Here is a 17622-nt window from a genome sequence, read left to right on the forward strand (position 1 = left end):
AGAAAAGCCCGCAAGCGGCAGCCATTTCAGCGGTTAATTGAACGCGCCATGCGGCTGTAGGTGTGGCGCACGCCGCGAATCGCCACGCTGTAGGCGAAGATGTTTTCCGGCAGCGCCAGCCCCAAATAGCCGGTATCGCCGATATGGTGCAGATCCGCGCCGGCCATTTTGCTCATCAGCGCAATCTGCCGCACGGTCTGCACGTCGGCCCCCTCTTGCGAGGTGCCGATCGCCGTCATCGCCAGCGCCCCCTGCCGCTGGGTAAAGGCGATCAGCGCCGCCACTTTCTCCTGCGACATGCCGGGAATGGTGCCCGGAGCAGGCAGCAGCACGATGTCCGCACCGTTCTCCACGAACAGCGCGATGTCCTGCTCGCCGATCAGTTGGCTGCCGCTTTCGCGCACAATGCCGGCGCCGTGCATTTTGCCGGTCACCAGCACCATCTCGTCGCCCACTTCATCGCGTATCGCTTTCAGCGCGGCGGCGATCGCCTGATTGCTGACGCCGTTGTTCGGGTTGCCGGTCAACACCAGCATGCGCGCGCCAAGCTGATACAGCTTGCGCGCATTCTCGGCGGTGGCGGCGCGGCCCGCCGTCATCTGCCAAAAGTCGTTATGTTCGCTGGCGAAAGCCGGATCGACGGCCTCCAGGTTCACCCCGATCACCCGCCCGGTCAGACGCTGCAGCGTGCGCAGCGCCTCCTGCGGCGGCACGTCGGCGGGCAGGCCCGCGATATGCGGACGATCGACGTCGAACAGGTTCAACAACAGCAGGTCGGCGCCCTGGCTGGCCGCCAGTTCGGCGTTGGTGACGTTATTGAGCAGCGGCTGAGTGACCGCGATGGTTTCGCTGACCAAGATGCGCCCTTCGCTGGCGCGGATGGCGTAGAGCAGATCGGCTTTGCCGATATCGGCCAGATCGCTGGCGCTGCAGTCCAGATAGCGTTTCATGAGGCAAGCTCCGGTGACGTTAGCGGAAAGGGATGGATGCCCCCTCTCCCACCGCCGTGAAAGAGGGGGAAAAGGTTACTTCAGCGTAAAGCTTTGCGCCTGCACGTTGTCGGAATCCAGGCCGACGAACACGTTGAATTTGCCCGGCTCCGCCCCCCACTTCAGGCTGGCGTTGTAGAACTTCAGATCGTCTTCGCTAATCGGCAGCTCAACCTGCTGCGACTGGCCGGCCTTCAGCGTCACTTTCTTGAAGTTGCGCAGCTCTTTCACCGGGCGGCTGACCGACGCGGTGACGTCCTGCAGATACAGCTGCACCACCGTGGCGCCGTCGTACTTGCCGGTATTCTTCAGCGTGACGCTGGCGGTTAACTTGCCGTTGCGCGCCATCGTCGGGCTGGATAACTTCAGATCCGACAGGCTGAAGGAGGTGTAGCTCAAGCCGTAACCAAACGGATACAGCGGGCCGTTCGGCGAATCGAAGTAGCGCGAGGTGTACTTGCCCGGGTTCTCCTTGCCGAACGGCCGGCCGGTGTTCAGGTGGTTGTAGTACATCGGGATCTGGCCGACCGAGCGCGGGAAGGTCATCGGCAGCTTGCCCGACGGGTTGTAATCGCCGAACAGCACGTCCGCCACCGCGTTGCCGCCCTCGGTGCCGCTGTACCAGGTTTCCAGCATCGCGTCCGCCTGCTCGCTCTCCCAGCTCAATGCCAGCGGGCGGCCGTTCATCAGCACCAGCACCAGCGGCTTGCCGGTGGCTTTCAGCGCGGCGATCAGATCGCGTTGGCTCTGCGGGATCGTGATGTCGGCGCGGCTGGAGGCCTCGTGTGCCATGCCCTGCGATTCCCCCACCACCGCCACCACCACGTCGGCCTTGTTCGCCGCCTGCACCGCTTCGTCGATCATCTGCTGCGGCGAACGGGTATCGAACGCCACCGCCGGCTCATACTCGTTCAGATAATCGATGATGCCTTTATCCTGCGTGACGTTGGCGCCCTTGGCGTACAGAATGCGCGCCTTGTCGCCCACCGCCCGCTCCAGCCCCTCGCGCAGGGTGACAGACTGCTTGACCACCCCGGCGGCCGACCAACTGCCCATCACGTCGCGCTGGCTGTCGGCCATCGGCCCGACCAGCGCGATGGTCGCCTGCTTGCTCAGCGGCAGCGTCTGCTTATCGTTCTTCAGCAGCACCATCGTCTTGCGCGCCACCACCCGCGCTTCGGCGCGGTGCAGACGGCTTTCGGCGTTGGTGTCCTGCGGATCGGAACCCGCCGGGCCCAGATGCACGTAAGGATTGGTGAACAACCCCATGTCGTATTTGGTGTTCAGCACGTCGCGGCAGGCGCGGTCGATATCGCTTTCAGACACCAGTCCGTCCTTCACCAGACCCGGCAGGTATTTGTCGTAGAACTCGTCGCTCATGCTCATGTCGACGCCGGAGGTGATCGCCAGGCGCACCGCGTCGCGCGCGTCGGCGGCCACGCCGTGCTTAATCAGTTCCTTAATCGCGCCGTGGTCGCTGATGGTGATGCCTTTAAAGCCCCACTGCTCGCGCAGCAGATCTTTCAGCAGCCACGGGTTGGCGGTGGCCGGCACGCCGTTCACCGAGTTGAGCGACACCATCACTCCGCCGCTGCCGGCGTCCACCGCCGCTTTGTAAGGCGGCAGATAGTCCTGATGCATGCGCAGCGGGCTCATGTCGACGGTGTTGTAATCGCGGCCGCCTTCGACGGCGCCGTACAATGCAAAGTGCTTGACGCTGGCCATCACCGAACCGGGTTTGGCCGGATCGCCGTTCTGGAAACCGTCGACCATCACCTTGGCGATTTTCGAGACCAGCCAAGTGTCTTCGCCGAAGCCTTCGGAGACCCGGCCCCAGCGCGGATCGCGGGTGATATCGACCATCGGCGCGAAGGTCATGTTCAGGCCGTCGTCGCTGGCCTCTTGCGCCGCGACCCGGGCGCTGAGCGCGATGGCTTCCAGATCGAAGCTGGCCGCCAGCCCCAGGCTGATCGGGAACACGGTGCGCTGGCCGTGCACCACGTCATAGGCGAAGAACAATGGGATTTTCAGGCGGCTGAGCTGCATCGCCTGATCTTGCATCACCCGGATATCCGGCCGGGTGACGGTATTGAAGATGGCGCCGATCTGCCCTTTGCGGATCCCCTCGCGGATCGCTTCTTTCGGGTTATCCGGCCCGACGCTGATCAGCCGCAGCTGGCCAATCTTCTCTTCCAGCGTCATCTGCTTCATCAAATTGGACACGAAGGCGTCGCGCTGCTGGGCGTGAATGCCCTGCGTTATCGGCGTTTCCTGCGCAAAAACCGGGCTGAGGGCCAGACCGGACAACATACTCACCACACAAAGCCATTTCATCTTGTTTTATCTCAGGCGTGTTTCCGCCGCCAACGCCGCGGAGTTTAATCGGAGTGAAGAAACAGTTTGCCACACTCTGTTTCATCGCCAAGGGAATTCGCATCGCTAATGTTTACAAAGCATTACAGGTTATCGGCAGGTAATTCTGCAGCCGGGCGCGGCTGTCGGCGGCCTCCGCCGCCAGAAAATCGACCAGCGCGGTTAACGTCGGCGGCGCCACCGTGCGTTCAGGATAGACCAAATAATAGGCCGCGCCGCTGCTGACGCAGAGCGGGAACGGCGTTACGACGCGCTGCGCCTGAATATCCTCCTCCAGCAGGCACAGATCGCCGATGGCGATGCCAAACCCTTGCAGCGCCGCGCTCATCGCCAGATCGAGGGTATCGAAATGCTGGGCCTTGCCGGACGGCAACGCATCGGCGCCCGCCGCCTTCAGCCAGCGCAGCCAGTCGCGCCGATCGCGCGTCGGGTGCAGCAGGGTTTTGTCCGTCAAGTCCGTCAACCGGGCTGCCGGCGGCAGGAACGTCGGCGTGCAGACCGGCGTGAGGATTTCGTCGAACAGCAAGTGCGCGGTCAGCTTTTTACCCGGCGGCCGGCCGAATACCACCGCGGCGTCAAACTGCTCGGTACTGAAATCCAGGCCGTGCGACACCGAGGCGGTCAGCTCGATATGCATGTCCGGCCGTTCATTTTGCAGGCGAATGATGCGCGGCAGCACCCAGCGCATGGCGCAGGTCGGGCATTTGATGCGCAGCGCCCCCGGCGGAGCGGCGGCCCGCGTCAGGGCTTCATCCAACTGCCCCAGCGCTTGCTGTACCGGCGCCAGCAGCTGCGCGCCCTGCGGCGTCAGCGCCAAACCGCGCGCCTGACGGCTGAACAGCGGATAGCCCAGACGCTGTTCCAGCCCGAGAATTTGCCGGCTGACCGCCCCCTGCGTCAGGTGCAGCTGCCGGGCGGCATGGGTAAAGTTGAGGCGTTGCGCCACCACCACAAAGGTTTTCAATACGTCGAGCGACGGCAGGGATATCGGCATAGCGTGCCTCGATTAGGTATGATCGTAGTGCATGGCAAGTATGACAAACTTTCCCTTGTCCGCCTACGCCGCCTGATGCTTAATCGCTCAACACTTCCCTGTTTGCCTGGAGCCCATCATGCAGAGCGCCTGCTCATCCCGCTCGAAGCTGCCGGACGTCGGCACCACCATCTTCACCGTTATTGGCCAACTCAGCGCCGAACATCAGGCCCTCAACCTGTCGCAGGGCGCGCCCAACTTCGCAGGTGACCCGCAGCTGATCGAGGCAACGGCGCAAGCCATGCGCGCAGGTCATAACCAATACGCGCCGATGAGCGGCGTGGCGGCGTTACGTGCTGCTCTGGCGGAAAAAGCTGAACGATTGTATGGCGCGCACTATGACGCCGACGAAGAAATCACGGTGATCGCCAGCGCCAGCGAAGGGCTGTACTCGGCGATCAGCGCACTGGTGCATCCCGGCGACGAGGTGATCTATTTCGAACCGGCGTTCGACAGCTATGCGCCGATCGTGCGCCTGCAGGGCGCCACGCCGGTGGCGATCAAACTGTCGCTGCAGGACTTTCGCGTCGACTGGGACGAAGTGGCCGCCGCCATCAACGGCAAAACGCGCATGATCATCGTCAACACGCCGCACAACCCGACCGGCGCGGTGTTCGACGCGCAGGATATCGACCGCCTGGCCGCCCTGACCCGCGACACCGACATCGTGATCCTGTCCGACGAGGTCTACGAGCACGTGGTGTTCGACGGCGATATTCACCACAGCATGGCGCGCTACCCGCAGTTGGCGGAACGCAGCGTGATCGTGTCGTCGTTCGGTAAAACCTACCACGTCACCGGCTGGCGCGTCGGTTACTGCCTGGCGCCGGCGGCGTTGATGGACGAGATCCGCAAGGTGCACCAGTTCATGGTGTTCTCCGCCGATACGCCAATGCAGCACGCCTTCGCCGCCGCGCTCGCCAACCCGCAGAGTTACCTGGGGCTGGCGGCGTTTTACCAACAAAAGCGCGATCTGCTGGCCAGCGCCCTGCAGGATTCGCGCTTTGAGCTGCTGCCCAGCCGCGGCAGCTTCTTCATGCTGGCCCGTTTTAGCGGCTTCAGTCACGAAAGCGACAATGATTTCGCCGTGCGCTTGATCCGCGAAGCGAAGGTGGCGACGATCCCGCTGTCGGCGTTCTACAGCGACGGCACCGATACCGGCCTTATTCGGCTGAGTTTTTCCAAAGATAACGAGACCCTGCTGGAAGGCGCGCGCCGCCTGAGCCAGGTGTAATTTTTTGTCCGACCATGGGAAAGGGGCACTGCCTATGAAAGCTTTGAAAACGCTGTTCGCCGCCGGATGCCTGCTGGCCGCCGGCTCTTCTTTGGCGGCGGAAAACAGCCTGCGCTTCGGTCTGGAAGCGCTGTATCCGCCGTTCGAATCCAAATCCGCCAGCGGCAAACTGGAAGGGTTCGACATTGAACTGGGCGACGCGGTGTGCGCCGCCGCGCAGTTGCAATGCAGCTGGGTGGAAACCTCGTTCGACAGCCTGATCCCGGCGCTGCAGGCGCGCAAGTTCGACGCCATCAACTCGGCGATGAACGTGACCGAACAGCGGCGCCAGGCGATCGCCTTTACCGACGCCATCTATCAGGTGCCGAACCGCCTGATCGCCAAGGCCGACAGCGGCCTGCTGCCGGACGCCAAAGCGCTGGCGGGCAAACACGTGGGCGTGCTGCAAGGCTCAATTCAGGAGATTTACGCCAAAACCCATTGGGCGCCGGCGGGCGTGGATGTGGTGTCTTACCAGGATCAGAATCAGGTGTATCTCGATCTGGCGGCCGGTCGGCTCGACGCCACGCTGGTGATGGCGCCCTCGGGGCAAAGCGGCTTCCTGTCACAGCCGGACGGCAAAGGCTTCGCCTTCGTCGGCGAGGCGGTGCGCGACGACAAGATCCTCGGTGAAGGCATCGCCTTCGGCCTGCGCAAAGGGGATGAGGCGCTGAAGAAGAAACTGGATGCCGCCATCGCCAAAGTGAAACAACAAGGCACGGTGACGGCGCTGTCGAAGAAGTATTTCGGCGATATCGACGTGACGGTGAAGTGATGGACGGGGGCGGCACCGCCGCCCCCTGCCGCGTTTAGCGATCGAACACCGAACTGTTCAGCGCGCGATCCTGCTGGTGGCGCTCCAGCGCCAATTCGATCAGGCGCGTGATCAGCGCCTGGTAGCTGACGCCGCTGGCGGCCCACAGCTTGGGATACATGCTGATGTTGGTGAAGCCCGGCAGCGTGTTGATCTCGTTGATCACCACCTGGTTATCCGGCGTCAGGAACACATCCACCCGCGCCAACCCGAAGCACTCCAGCGAGCGGAACGCCTTCAGCGCCACCTCACGGATGTGGTCGCTCACTTCCGGCGCGATCGCCGCCGGCACCACCACCTGAGCGCCCTGCTCATTGATGTATTTGGTGTCGTAGGAGTAGAAAGCGTCGCTCAGCACGATCTCGCCGCACACGCTGGCCTGCGGATCGTCGTTCCCCAGCACCGCGCACTCGATCTCGCGGCCGACGATCGCCGACTCCACCAGCACTTTATGATCGAAACTGAAGGCCAGTGCCACCGCCGCGTCAAACTCGGCGCGGTTCTCCACCTTGCTGACCCCGACCGACGAGCCCTGGTTGGCCGGCTTGACGAACAGCGGCAGGCCGAGGCGCTCGCTCAGTTGCTCAAACGTGAACCCGGCGCGGTTGGCGCGCGTCAGGGTGACGAACGGCGCCACCGCCAGCCCGGCGTCGCGCAGCAGGCGCTTGGTCACGTCTTTATCCATGCTGACCGCCGAGCCGAGCACGCCGGCGCCGACGAACGGCATATTGGCCATGCGCAGCAGCCCCTGCAGCGAGCCGTCTTCCCCCAGCGTGCCGTGCACGATCGGGAAGATGACGTCGAGCTGGCCCAGCGCGCCGGCGCTGCCCGCTTCGATCAGCTGCTGTTTTTCCTGGCCCGGGATCAGCGCCACGTTCTTGTTCGAGCGGTTCAGCGCGATCAGCGCCGGGTTCTCGGCGTTGAGCAGGTAGTTGGAGGCGTCGTTGATGTGCCACTGCCCCTGTTTGTCGATCCCCAGCAGCGTGACGTCAAACTTCTCTTTGTCGATTGCATCCACAATGTTTTTGGCCGACTGCAGCGACACCTCATGCTCTGCCGATTTACCGCCAAAAATCACCCCAACACGTAGTTTAGTCACGCCTTAAATCCTTCTGAAAAATCATGGCAAAAAAGTCGTTCATCACAATAAACGCATTGCCTGGCGGCGGCAATCATTGTTACCAGAATCTTCTTACGCCACAGAATGCCACATCGCGACCATCCAAAACGTATACACTTCGTACATCGTTCATTTATGGAGACGCCGATGGGCATCGTAAAAATTTCGGACGCGCTGCATGACGATCTGCGCCTCGCCAGCCTGACCATGACGCGTTCGATCAACGCGCAGGCCGAGTATTGGATCAAGATCGGCATGCTGGCGGAGTTCCATCCGGAACTGACCTACCCGCAGCTGGTAAAAAAAATGATGAAAGATAATGCGCTGACGCTGAAGGAGATTGTCGGGTGAAACAGATTGTGATTAAAACGCCGGAAGAGATTGCCAAAATGCGCCATTCCGGCGCTCTGCTGGCTAAAGTGTTTGCTATGCTCGATGAGGTCATCGTCGAAGGTATCTCCACCATGGAGATCAACGACCGCGCCGAGGCGTTTATCGTCGAAGAACTGAAGTCGCGCCCGGCCAGCAAGGGGCAGTATGATTTCCCCTATGTGCTCAACACCTCCGTAGACGACGTGGTATGCCACGGGGTGCCGTCGGCCAGCAAAATTCTGCGTTCCGGCATGATTGTCAACGTAGACATCACGCTGGAAAACGGCGGCTACATCGCCGACTCCAGCAAGATGTACTGCATCGGCCAGGTGACGCCGCTGGCTAAACGGCTGGTGAACAACGTCTATGAATCGATGTGGCAGGGCATTCGCGCGGTGAAACCGGGCGCGACCCTGGGCGATATCGGCCACGCCATCCAGCGGCACGCCGAGCAGGCCGGCTACAGCATTGTGAGGGAGTATTGCGGCCACGGCATCGGCCGCGACATGCACGAAGAGCCGGCGGTACTGCACTACGGCCAACCCGGCAGCGGCATGGCGCTGCAGGAAGGCATGGTGTTCACCATCGAGCCGATGATTAACCAGGGCGACCGCCGCATCAAGCAGAAGAAGGACGGCTGGACGGTGGTGACGCGCGACAAAAAACTGTCGGCGCAGTGGGAACACACCGTAGCGGTCACCGCCGACGGCGTGGAAATCCTGACGCTGCGCGACGAAGAGCGTCGGGCCGGTTACGCCGAACGCTACTAAATCCGCAAGCCATTAGCTTAATAAGCTAATGGCTTGATAAGTTATTTAATTGATAGCCTCTTAGCTGACTACGCGGCACTCCGGCGCCGCGGTTAAAGCGACGGGGATGACAGGGAGACAGGCAGCATGCAGTCAGGCAATCAGGCGTTTCTCAACCAGCTTAAGGACATCGTCGGCGGCCCGCAGTTGTTGACCGGCGATCGCAACACCGAACGGTATCGCAAAGGGTTCCGCTCCGGCGAAGGCCAGGCGCTGGCGGTGGTGTTTCCCACTAGCCTGCTGCAGCTGTGGCGCATTCTGCAGGCCTGCGTGGCCGCCGATAAAATCGTCATCATGCAGGCCGCCAACACCGGCCTGACCGAGGGCTCAACCCCCAGCGGCAACGACTATGATCGCGATATCGTCATCGTCAGCACCCTGCGCCTCGACCATATTCAGGTGCTGGACAACGGCAAGCAGGTGGTCGGCTTCCCCGGCAGCACCCTGCACCACCTCGAGAAATTGCTCAAGCCCTACGGCCGTGAACCGCATTCGGTGATCGGCTCTTCCTGCATCGGCGCCTCTGTTATCGGCGGCGTGTGCAACAACTCCGGCGGCTCGCTGGTGAAACGCGGCCCGGCCTATACCGAAATGGCGCTGTACGCCCAGTTAGGGGAAGACGGCCAGCTGCGCCTGGTGAACCATCTGGGCATCCGGCTTGGCGACACGCCGGAAGAGATCCTCACCCGGCTGGAAAAAGGCGACTATCGCCCGAGCGACGTCGAATACGGCGAGCTGCGCGCCTCGGATAACGAGTACGCCAGCCGGGTGCGCGACGTCGACGCCGACACCCCTTCCCGCTTCAACGCCGACAAACGCCGCCTGTACGAAGCCTCCGGCTGCGCCGGCAAACTGGCGGTGTTCGCGGTGCGGCTCGACACCTTCGAGAAAGAGGGCAAAGAGCAGGTGTTCTATATCGGCACCAACGACACCGCGGTGCTGACCGAACTGCGCCGCCACATGCTGAGCCAGTTCGAAAACCTGCCGGTGGCCGGTGAATACATGCACCGCGATATCTTCGACATCGCCGAGGTGTACGGCAAAGACACCTTCATGATGATCGACAAGCTCGGCACCGATCAGATGCCGCGCTTCTTCACCCTGAAGGGCCGCATGGACGCCAGCCTCAACAAGCTGCCGCTGCTGCCGCACAACCTGACCGATCGGCTGATGCAGGGCCTGAGCCATCTGGCGCCGAGCCACCTGCCGAAACGCATGAAGGAATACCGCGAACGTTTCGAACACCATCTGCTGCTGAAGATGGCCGGCCCCGGCGTGGAAGAGGCCCAGCGCTACCTGACCGACTATTTCGCCCAGGCCGAAGGTGCCTTCTTCGCCTGCACGCCTGACGAGGGCAAAAAGGCTTTCCTGCACCGCTTCGCCGCCGCCGGCGCCGCCGTGCGCTACCACGCGGTGCACGCCGACAAGGTGGAGGATATTCTGGCGCTAGACATCGCCCTGCGCCGCAACGACACCGACTGGTTCGAAACGCTGCCGCCGGAAATCGACAGTCAGTTGGTGCATAAGCTGTACTACGGCCACTTTATGTGCCACGTCTTCCACCAGGACTACGTGGTGAAAAAAGGCGTGGACAGCCATGCACTGAAAGAAAAGATGCTCGAGATCCTCAACCGGCGCGGCGCCGAGTACCCGGCGGAGCATAACGTCGGCCACCTGTACCACGCCAAACCGGATCTGCAAGCGTTCTACCGCACCGCCGATCCGACCAACAGCTTCAACCCCGGCATCGGCAAAACCAGCAAACGCAAAGGCTGGGCCGAAGCCCCCCGCTAAACGCCGCACGATCGGCCCGCCGCCCACCCGGCGCGGGCCTCACCGCCCCTGCCCGCCTCGTCGAGATCTTTGCGCCCATAAAGATGCATTTTTATTGCAACTTATAAAATTCCCGATTACCATTCATCGCAAATGAGAATTAATTACAAAGCTGTCGTGACGGATACATGACATCCGCCGTGGCATTCACCGCGAACTTAATGAGAAGGAACCTACCATGAGTCAGACCCTCGATTCCGCCCAGCTGTTGGCCGCGCTCGATAAAGTGATGGTGATCTCCACCACCGATCTGCAGGGCACCATCACCTACGTCAACGACCTGTTCTGCCAACTGACCGGCTTTTCCCGGGAAGAGCTGGTGGGCCAGCCCCACAGCATCGTGCGTCACCCTTCCGTGCCGAAAGCCGTTTACAAAGCAATGTGGGACACCATCAAGGCGGGCGGCATCTGGACCGGCATCATCCCGAACGTCGGCAAGGGCGGCGTGCTGTACGTGGTCGACACCACGGTGCAACCGCTGTATGACGCCCAAGGCAATATCGAGGCTTATATCAGCATCCGCCGCGTAATTAACGATCTGATGACCGACTTCGAATCGGTGGAATTCGCCAAAGAACAGTTCGACAACCACTACGACAAGTAACCGCCATGGCCGACATCATCGAACGCATCCTGATTGGTTACGGTTCGGAGTCGGGCAACGCCCGGGCGCTGGCGATGCGCCTGGGCGAGCAAAGCAGCCTGCAACCCTACCGCCCCGTCGTTAAAGAACTCAACGCCATCCAGCCCGCCGATGTGGGCGAACGCGACGCCCTGTTGATTGTCTCGAGCTCATTTGGCGACGGCGAACCGCCCGCCAACGCCGAACGTTTTCCCGACGCGCTGGCGCAATGGCCGGATCGCCACCGGTTGCGCTATGCCATCTTCGGTCTCGGCGACACCGCTTACCCGCATTTCTGCGGGTTTACCCAGGCGCTGGATGCGCGCCTGACGCAATACGGCGCCCGTGCCATCATCAATCGCGTTGACGCCGACGTTAACGTCGAACGGTTCTTCACCACTTGGCTAACGACGCTGGATAAGGTGCTGGCCGGCGATGCCCAGGCGGGCCGCGATTTGCATCTGCGCGTGACCGCCTACGGTGAAGACCATGCGTTCAACGCCGCCCTCCTCGAACGGCGGCCGCTTAGCGCACGCACGCCGCAAGCCTGGCATCTGCGGCTGAATATCGCCGGCAGCGGCATCGTTTACCGGGCAGGGGATACCGTCTATCTGTTGCCGGAGAACGACGAAGGATTATTGATCCGGCTGGCAGAGTGGCTCGGCAGGCCGGAGGCCATCGACGCGCTGCGGCGCCGGGAGCTGCGCCAGATCAGCAAAACGACGCTGCGCGAACTGGCGCAGTTGGCCGACAGCGAAGAGCTCAAAAGCCTGCTCAAGATCCGTCAGCGCAAATCCCTGGAGAGTTATCTGTACGGCGCCGATCTGCTGGACGTGCTGCACGATTTTTGCCCGCCGCACGCGATCACGCTGGAGAACCTGTTGGCGCTGCTGCCCATTTGCCTGCCGCGCGCCTACTCCATCGCTTCGGCAACGCGGGAAGAGAGCCTTGATCTGTGCGTGCGCGACGTGCGTTATGAACGCGGCGGCCGCACGCGGCGCGGCACGGCGACCGGCTGGCTGCTCAAGCACCCCGGCCCTTTCCGCCTCTTCTGCCGCGCCAACCCCGGCTTTTACCTGCCGCGCGACACCGCCTTGCCGGTGCTGCTTATCGGTACCGGTACCGGCATCGCACCGTTGATTGGCTTACTGCGCGAAATGGCCGCCCAAGGCGAACGGCGTGAAACCGTCCTGATCTTCGGTGAGAAAAGGCGCGATGAAGACTTCCTGTATGGCGAGGAGTTGGTCACGCTGAACGCGACGGGCGTACTCACACGGCTCATCACGGCATTCTCGCGCGACGCCGCCGACAAGTATTACGTGCAACACGCCATCGACGATCACGCCGATGCCGTCAGCGGCCTGCTGCAACGGGGCGCGCATGTCTACCTGTGCGGCAATCGTCAGTATCTGGAACATGCCGTGGCGACGGCGCTGGAGCAAGCCTGCGGGGCGGAAAACCTGTGGCAGACGCTGATTGAGCAGCAGCGGCTGCACCTGGAACTCTATTGAGACAGGGCGGCGTTCACCGCTCCGCGCGCAACAGCAAGGAGACGATGAACGCGCCCCCCAGCCCCGCCGTAATGATGCCGATGGGCAGCTCCTGATTGGGGATCAGGCTGCGGCTGAGCATGTCGCCGCCGGTCAGCAGCATCGCCCCCAGCAGGCCGCACATCGGCACGGACAAGCGGTGGCGCACACCTACCAGGCGCCGGGCCAGATAAGGCACCATCAGCCCGACAAAACCGATCACGCCCGTCAGCGAAACGAGAAACGCCGTAGACAATGCGCAGCACAGAAAGGTCTCGGTGCGCAGGCGCGCCACGTTGACGCCCATCGAATGGGCGGTTTGCTCGCCCGCCAGCAGCGCATCCAGCGCCCGCCAACGCAGCGCCGTAAACCCGACCAGCAGCGCGAAACTCACCAGCGGAATGAACAGATTATCCCAACGCGCCAACCCCAAGCCGCCCAGCGACCAGAACAACACTGAACCGGCCGCCCGCTGATCGCCGGAAAAGACCAGATAGCTGGTGAGCGCGCTGAACAAAAATGAGACCGCCAGGCCGCAGACGATAAGCTGCTCGGCGCGCCTGACCCGGCTGACGCGAAACAGGATCATCACCGCCAACGCGGACAGAATGCCGCCGACGAAAGCGGACAGCGGCAACGTCAGCGCCCCCAGCGCATCGCCGAAGCGCGTGATGACCAGCACCGCGCCGGCGGCGGCGCCGGAGGAGAGCCCAAACAAAAAAGGATCGGCCAGCTCATTGCGGGTGGTGGTCTGCAGCAGCGCGCCGGTCATCGCCAGCCCGGCGCCGGTCAACGCCGCCAACAAGGCCCGAGGCACGCGCAGTTGCACGACGATAGTGTCCAACATGCCGGAAAGCGGCGCCGAACCTATCCCTAACGCCGCCAACGCCTGCCGCCATGACAGCGCGACGCTGCCCAATTGCAGGCTCCAGACCATTAATCCGCACAACGTCAACAGCGCCAGCGGCGCGAGCACCATAAACCGCCGTGTCGGCGAGTTCATTCAGCCTCCGGCGCGTACAGCGCCCGCGCCAGCTTTTCCACCGCGCCGATGTTGGCCGGCCCCGGCGTCAGCTCCGCATACTGCAGTTTCAGATAACGATGGTGCCGTACCGCAGGCGTCAACTTCATCAACGGATGAGACTCGAGGAAACGCCGCAGCGCCTCGGCGCCTGACCCGGTCTGGTAATCCAGCAGAATGATGAAGTCGGGTTCCGCCGCCGCCACCGCCTCCCAGGATGCCGTCGTCCAGCTCGCCGCCAAACCGTCCATCACGTTGCGGCCGCCCGCCGCTTCGACAATCGCCGTCGGCATGGCGTATTTACCGCTGGTAAAAGGCTTCTCTTCTCCCGAGTCATACACGAACACCTTGAGCGGCGCCTGACCCGCCGGTCTGGCGGGCAGCGCGGCTAACCGGCGGCGCCAGCCCTCAACCAGCGCGGCGGCCTCTCGCTGCTTGCCGAAAATCTTGCCGAGCTTCAGCTCATCGTCATACAGCAGGTTCATATCGGCCTTCTGCGGCCGGCCGCCGGCCTGTACGCAGCTCTCGCTCAGCACCAGCGTTTTGATGCCGAACGGCGCGAGCGTCTCCGGCGTGACGTCGCCGCCGATCTTCATGCCGTAATTCCAGCCGGCGAAGAAAAAGTCCGGCTGCGCCGCCAGCAACGTTTCCAGAGCGGGATACTTCGGCGCCAGTTCGGGAATGGCGCCCATCGCCGCCTTGAAATCAGGCGTCAATTTGTACCAGCCGGTGATGCCGGTCAGCCCGACGATCCGATCCTGCAGATGAAGCGCAAAGGCCATCTCGGCCATATTGATGTCGTTGATGACGGCGCGCTGCGGCGCCTGATTGAAGGTGATCGGCTTCCCGCAGCTTTCTACGGTGACGGGAAATTTTTCGGCCGCTGCCGCTCCGCCGGCCAACAGCAGGAGCAAGGGGAATACGCGTATGTTCATGTTTCTCTCTGGTTTATCAAGCGCAATGGGGAACTTCAAAAATACGCAGCGTTTTCCCGCTGACGGGATGCGCCACGCTGAAACTGTGCATGCCGAACACCGGCAGAATTACCGGGGTTTGCAACACCGCCGCGGGCGAGCCGCAGGCCACCTGGCGGCTTTCGTTGAGCACTAGGATCCGATCGGCGAACGCCTCCGCCACGGGCAGGTCATGCAGCACCGCAATCACGGCGATGGCTTTATGTTTTACTAACGACAGCAGCGCCGAACGCCCGGGGGGATCGAGGTGATTGGTCGGCTCATCCAACAACAACAGGTCGGGAGACTGCGCCAACGCCCGGGCCAACGCAGCGCGTTGACGCTGGCCGCCCGAGAGCCGCCCCAACGGGTGGTGCCTGAGCGGCGCCAGGCCGGTTTCCCCGATGATCTCGTCAACGATGCGTTTTCCCGCCGCGGGCCGTTCGCCATGCGGCAAACGCCCTAACGCCACATAGTCCTCCAGCGACAGCCGCAAATCCGGCAGATCGTTTTGCGCCAGAAAGGCGATGCTTCTGGCGCGTTCCGCCGCCGACAAGCCGGACAAAGCGCGCCCTCGCCAGTAAATCTCGCCGCTGTCCGGCCGCGTTTCGCCGATCAGCGTGCGCAACAGGCTGGATTTGCCGCTGCCGTTAGGGCCGATCACCGCCAGCTTCTCACCGGCGCGCAGCGTGAAATGGATGTTGTCGAGTATCGAGGCCCCGCCGTGGCCGGTCAGGCTAACCCCATCAACATGGAGGATGTCGTGAGCTGAATTCATCATGCGTTAATTGTTATATTATAACATATCAATATTTTTATCACGATTGCGCGCCCTCTGCAAAAACGAATCGTAAAGTCTCTTGCCGCACGCATGACGGGAAACGGCGGCGGGGAGCCTACCCCCTTGCACCTCGCGCTGGCGCTAAAACTGCGTTTTTGCAGCAACATAGCACACCTTTAATTTAATGATAATGATTTTCATTATCATTTATGATTCTGTGATTTTCGGTTGCACGCCACGCTGAACTTGGCTATGTTTGAAGCGATTGGTTTCATTCACGGTTTTCTGGAACTCACATGACCTACCTGGCGCACAGCACAGATCCGACAAATGCGACCGTTCCGGCCGTCGTTTTGCTGTGTGCTTCCTCCGCTCCACCCGCCGTTTTCTCTGTCGTTTCCGCGGTTGCCGCTTACCCGCCACGCATTGTGGTCGTGCGCTAAGCCACACCGACTTTTTACCTCCGGCTTATGTTGATTTGTTGCGTTCAGGCGTAGACCGCCGCGCGCGCCGGAGCCTGTAATTTTCACGACAGGTGAAATTGATATGCGATTACCTTCTCTCTGGGCCAATGCCGGCCTGGCTGCGTTGTTCGTCCTGCTTTGGAGCAGCGGCGCGATCTTCTCCCGTTGGGGGTTGGAGCACGCCTCCGCCTTCGCTTTTCTGTTTTTCCGCTGCGCCATCGCGCTGGCGGTGCTGTTGGCCATCGGCCTGTGGCAGCGCCAGTGCCTGCCCGCCGCCGGCACCCGCCGGCGCGTCGCGTTGATCGGCGTGCTGATGATCGGCAGCTATCAGATCTGCTATCTGCTGGCCCTCGAACGGGGCATTACCCCCGGTGTGCTGGCCACGCTGCTTGGCGTACAGCCGATCCTGACCCAGTTCATTACCGAACGGCGCTGCGCCGGGCTGCGCGCGCTCGGGTTGGCGCTGGCGTTGGCGGGGCTGACGCTGGTGGTGTACCAAAGCCTGATGGTGGCCCATTTCTCGCTGAGCGGCATGCTGTTCGCCTTTATCGCCTTGGGCTGCATGACCGCCGGCACCCTGCTGCAAAAGGGCATGACGCAGCCGCCGCTGGCGGTGTTGCCGCTGCAGTATGCCGTCGGGCTGTTGATGTGTGCGTTGGCGCTGCCGTTTGAGCCGCTGCGGGTCGAATGGCGGCCTGAGTTCGTGCTGCCGCTGCTGTGGATGGCGGTGGTGATCTCGGTGCTGGCGACGTTCTTGCTGTATCGGCTGATCCAGCGCGGCAACCTGGTGCAGGTGACCAGCCTGTTCTACCTGATCCCGGCGGTCACCGCCCTGCTGGATTATCTGCTGCTCGGCCACGCGCTGGCCGCGCTGAGCCTGCTGGGCATGGCGGGCATCGTGCTCGGCGTGATGCTGGTTTTCCGCCGCGCATAGCCTAAAAACAAAAGCCCCCGCGCCGTTCCACCGGCGCGGGGGCGATAACAACAACCGTTAACTCAGAACAACCAGGAACCGTACCCCCACAGCAGCACCGTCACCCCAAGCAGCAGCTCGAGCAACAGAATGCCGATGGCGAAGGTCGAGCTGGAGAAGATGAACCCTTCCTTACTGTCGATATTCAGGAAGTGCGGGATCCCCAGATTCAGCAGATAGCCCGAATAGCACAGGCCGATAATGCCGACAAACAGACACAGCCAGACGACCGGATAAAGCGCCACTACCCCGCTGAGGAACATCGGGGTCGCCACGTAGCCGGCGAACACCATGCAGCGGTGCAGGCTTGGGCGCGATTCATAACGCCGCGCCATCCAGTGAATGACTTTCCCCATGGCTGCTACGCCTGCCAGCATCAGCAGGTAGAACGCCACGGCGGTATAAAACGCGGTAAACATGTCGAGCCTGATGGCATGTCCCTCGCCGGAGAGCCAGCCCAACTGGGTGGTGCCGATAAAGGCGCAGACCACCGGGATTGCTGCCAAGAGCAACACGTGATGGGTGTATAGGTGCGAGACGCTTTCATTCTCGCTTTTGATCTGTTCGAACTCGGCGCTGGGATGCGCCAGAAGTCCCCAAACATGACTGACCATGAGACACCTCCTATCTCGCCGTAGGCCGCGATCGGCGAACGAATTTCAC

16 protein-coding genes are annotated in these 17622 nt (G+C 62.1%); 8 read left to right on the forward strand and 8 right to left on the reverse strand.

Annotation, left to right across the window (positions count from 1 at the left end; translation table 11 throughout):
* Positions 1–26: 26 nt before the first annotated feature.
* The 3 genes from ITX55_RS08290 to ITX55_RS08300 all read right to left on the reverse strand — a co-directional run bounded on the left by ITX55_RS08290 (position 27) and on the right by ITX55_RS08300 (position 4356).
* On the reverse strand, positions 27–950 hold the full coding sequence (locus ITX55_RS08290) for a PEP phosphonomutase (RefSeq protein WP_047025646.1): 924 nt from the start codon (positions 948–950) through the stop codon (positions 27–29).
* A 75-nt stretch (positions 951–1025) separates the two neighbouring features.
* On the reverse strand, positions 1026–3323 hold the full coding sequence (gene bglX, locus ITX55_RS08295; protein WP_108680313.1) for a beta-glucosidase BglX: 2298 nt from the start codon (positions 3321–3323) through the stop codon (positions 1026–1028).
* Between the two features lie 112 nt (positions 3324–3435).
* Entirely contained in the window at positions 3436–4356 is a 921-nt protein-coding gene (locus tag ITX55_RS08300) for a LysR substrate-binding domain-containing protein (RefSeq protein WP_108680312.1), read from the reverse strand.
* Between the two features lie 118 nt (positions 4357–4474).
* On the opposite strand from ITX55_RS08300, the gene ITX55_RS08305 reads away from it, so the two are divergent.
* Positions 4475–5629 (forward strand): pyridoxal phosphate-dependent aminotransferase, encoded by a 1155-nt coding sequence (locus ITX55_RS08305; RefSeq protein ID WP_108680311.1) that lies wholly within the window; start codon positions 4475–4477, stop codon positions 5627–5629.
* Positions 5630–5663: 34 nt separating this feature from the next.
* Positions 5664–6443 (forward strand): ABC transporter substrate-binding protein, encoded by a 780-nt coding sequence (locus tag ITX55_RS08310; protein ID WP_033633826.1) that lies wholly within the window; start codon positions 5664–5666, stop codon positions 6441–6443.
* A 34-nt stretch (positions 6444–6477) separates the two neighbouring features.
* On the opposite strand, the gene ddlA is transcribed toward ITX55_RS08310, so the two are convergent.
* Positions 6478–7581, reverse strand: coding sequence for a D-alanine--D-alanine ligase (ddlA, locus tag ITX55_RS08315; RefSeq protein WP_108680310.1), 1104 nt, complete (start codon positions 7579–7581; stop codon positions 6478–6480).
* A gap of 168 nt (positions 7582–7749) precedes the next feature.
* Here ddlA and ITX55_RS08320 point away from each other — a divergent pair, with 168 nt between their 5' ends.
* The 5 genes from ITX55_RS08320 to ITX55_RS08340 all read left to right on the forward strand — a co-directional run bounded on the left by ITX55_RS08320 (position 7750) and on the right by ITX55_RS08340 (position 12749).
* A complete protein-coding gene (locus ITX55_RS08320; protein WP_006324220.1) occupies positions 7750–7953 on the forward strand; it encodes a ParD-like family protein in 204 nt (67 codons plus the stop codon).
* Entirely contained in the window at positions 7950–8744 is a 795-nt protein-coding gene (gene map, locus ITX55_RS08325) for a type I methionyl aminopeptidase (RefSeq protein WP_033642282.1), read from the forward strand. Before ITX55_RS08320 ends, map begins: the two co-directional genes overlap by 4 nt.
* 126 nt (positions 8745–8870) lie before the next feature.
* The gene (gene dld, locus ITX55_RS08330; RefSeq protein WP_033652392.1) at positions 8871–10577 is read left to right on the forward strand and encodes a D-lactate dehydrogenase; all 1707 of its coding nucleotides are present in this window, start codon (positions 8871–8873) and stop codon (positions 10575–10577) included.
* A 217-nt stretch (positions 10578–10794) separates the two neighbouring features.
* On the forward strand, positions 10795–11220 hold the full coding sequence (locus tag ITX55_RS08335; protein ID WP_023447580.1) for a PAS domain-containing protein: 426 nt from the start codon (positions 10795–10797) through the stop codon (positions 11218–11220).
* Positions 11221–11225: 5 nt separating this feature from the next.
* Positions 11226–12749: a sulfite reductase flavoprotein subunit alpha gene (locus tag ITX55_RS08340; RefSeq protein ID WP_033652391.1), complete on the forward strand. Its 1524-nt coding sequence runs from the start codon at positions 11226–11228 to the stop codon at positions 12747–12749.
* Positions 12750–12762: 13 nt separating this feature from the next.
* Here the strand turns inward: ITX55_RS08340 and ITX55_RS08345 are convergent, their stop codons facing one another.
* Genes ITX55_RS08345 through ITX55_RS08355 form a run of 3 tightly spaced genes read right to left on the reverse strand, consistent with a single transcriptional unit; the run spans position 12763 to position 15522 of the window.
* Positions 12763–13770, reverse strand: coding sequence for an iron ABC transporter permease (locus ITX55_RS08345; RefSeq protein ID WP_164057422.1), 1008 nt, complete (start codon positions 13768–13770; stop codon positions 12763–12765).
* The gene (locus tag ITX55_RS08350; RefSeq protein WP_042783910.1) at positions 13767–14723 is read right to left on the reverse strand and encodes an ABC transporter substrate-binding protein; all 957 of its coding nucleotides are present in this window, start codon (positions 14721–14723) and stop codon (positions 13767–13769) included. The genes ITX55_RS08345 and ITX55_RS08350 overlap by 4 nt, the downstream gene beginning before the upstream one ends.
* Positions 14724–14739: 16 nt before the next feature.
* Positions 14740–15522, reverse strand: a complete 783-nt coding sequence (locus ITX55_RS08355) for an ABC transporter ATP-binding protein (protein ID WP_232095495.1) — start codon at positions 15520–15522, stop codon at positions 14740–14742.
* Between the two features lie 546 nt (positions 15523–16068).
* On the opposite strand from ITX55_RS08355, the gene ITX55_RS08360 reads away from it, so the two are divergent.
* Positions 16069–16920, forward strand: a complete 852-nt coding sequence (locus ITX55_RS08360) for a DMT family transporter (RefSeq protein ID WP_197749662.1) — start codon at positions 16069–16071, stop codon at positions 16918–16920.
* Between the two features lie 62 nt (positions 16921–16982).
* Here ITX55_RS08360 and ITX55_RS08365 read toward each other — a convergent pair whose 3' ends face one another.
* A complete protein-coding gene (locus ITX55_RS08365) occupies positions 16983–17573 on the reverse strand; it encodes a Yip1 family protein (protein ID WP_019453944.1) in 591 nt (196 codons plus the stop codon).
* Between the last annotated feature and the right edge of the window lie 49 nt (positions 17574–17622).

Source organism: Serratia sp. EWG9, from assembly GCF_019913725.1.
Taxonomy (GTDB): Bacteria; Pseudomonadota; Gammaproteobacteria; order Enterobacterales; family Enterobacteriaceae; genus Serratia; species Serratia ureilytica.

What these genes read in the sequence shown, in the direction of transcription:
- ITX55_RS08350 (WP_042783910.1), bottom strand. Translation starts at nt 14,723, where the DNA reads ATGAACATACGCGTATTCCCCTTGCTCCTGCTGTTGGCCGGCGGAGCG.
- bglX (WP_108680313.1), bottom strand. Translation starts at nt 3,323, where the DNA reads ATGAAATGGCTTTGTGTGGTGAGTATGTTGTCCGGTCTGGCCCTCAGC.
- ITX55_RS08305 (WP_108680311.1), top strand. Translation starts at nt 4,475, where the DNA reads ATGCAGAGCGCCTGCTCATCCCGCTCGAAGCTGCCGGACGTCGGCACC.
- ITX55_RS08335 (WP_023447580.1), top strand. Translation starts at nt 10,795, where the DNA reads ATGAGTCAGACCCTCGATTCCGCCCAGCTGTTGGCCGCGCTCGATAAA.
- dld (WP_033652392.1), top strand. Translation starts at nt 8,871, where the DNA reads ATGCAGTCAGGCAATCAGGCGTTTCTCAACCAGCTTAAGGACATCGTC.
- ITX55_RS08345 (WP_164057422.1), bottom strand. Translation starts at nt 13,770, where the DNA reads ATGAACTCGCCGACACGGCGGTTTATGGTGCTCGCGCCGCTGGCGCTG.
- ITX55_RS08320 (WP_006324220.1), top strand. Translation starts at nt 7,750, where the DNA reads ATGGGCATCGTAAAAATTTCGGACGCGCTGCATGACGATCTGCGCCTC.
- ITX55_RS08310 (WP_033633826.1), top strand. Translation starts at nt 5,664, where the DNA reads ATGAAAGCTTTGAAAACGCTGTTCGCCGCCGGATGCCTGCTGGCCGCC.
- ITX55_RS08290 (WP_047025646.1), bottom strand. Translation starts at nt 950, where the DNA reads ATGAAACGCTATCTGGACTGCAGCGCCAGCGATCTGGCCGATATCGGC.
- ITX55_RS08355 (WP_232095495.1), bottom strand. Translation starts at nt 15,522, where the DNA reads ATGATGAATTCAGCTCACGACATCCTCCATGTTGATGGGGTTAGCCTG.
- ITX55_RS08365 (WP_019453944.1), bottom strand. Translation starts at nt 17,573, where the DNA reads ATGGTCAGTCATGTTTGGGGACTTCTGGCGCATCCCAGCGCCGAGTTC.
- ITX55_RS08300 (WP_108680312.1), bottom strand. Translation starts at nt 4,356, where the DNA reads ATGCCGATATCCCTGCCGTCGCTCGACGTATTGAAAACCTTTGTGGTG.
- ITX55_RS08360 (WP_197749662.1), top strand. Translation starts at nt 16,069, where the DNA reads ATGCGATTACCTTCTCTCTGGGCCAATGCCGGCCTGGCTGCGTTGTTC.
- ITX55_RS08340 (WP_033652391.1), top strand. Translation starts at nt 11,226, where the DNA reads ATGGCCGACATCATCGAACGCATCCTGATTGGTTACGGTTCGGAGTCG.